At 80.5% G+C, this 220-nt stretch carries 1 protein-coding gene; it reads right to left on the reverse strand.

Annotated features, from left to right (window positions below; genetic code table 11):
- Positions 1 to 8: 8 nt before the first annotated feature.
- Positions 9 to 220 (reverse strand): hypothetical protein (locus QCD68_RS17375; protein WP_301223914.1); only part of this gene is annotated, 212 nt, incomplete at its 5' end.

The raw sequence follows: 220 nt of genomic DNA on the forward strand, positions 1-220 counted from the left end.
TCCGTCCGTCAGGGCATCGGCCGCTCGCCCGCGCGCACCTGCCCCGCCCCCCGCCGGAGCTCGTCGTCCTCAGGTGAGGCCTCGTCGTCGGGGCGCTCCGCCGCCGCGGCCCGCCCCTGCGCCGCCGCTGCGATGTCCTGGTCCCGCCACCGGGCCCGCGGGAAGTTCCGGGTGCCGTCGCGGCGCGGCAGCCGGATGGTCTCGTCGGCCGCGATGCCGG

It is taken from the genome of Curtobacterium sp. PsM8 (assembly GCF_030433875.1).
Taxonomy (GTDB): domain Bacteria; phylum Actinomycetota; class Actinomycetes; order Actinomycetales; family Microbacteriaceae; genus Curtobacterium.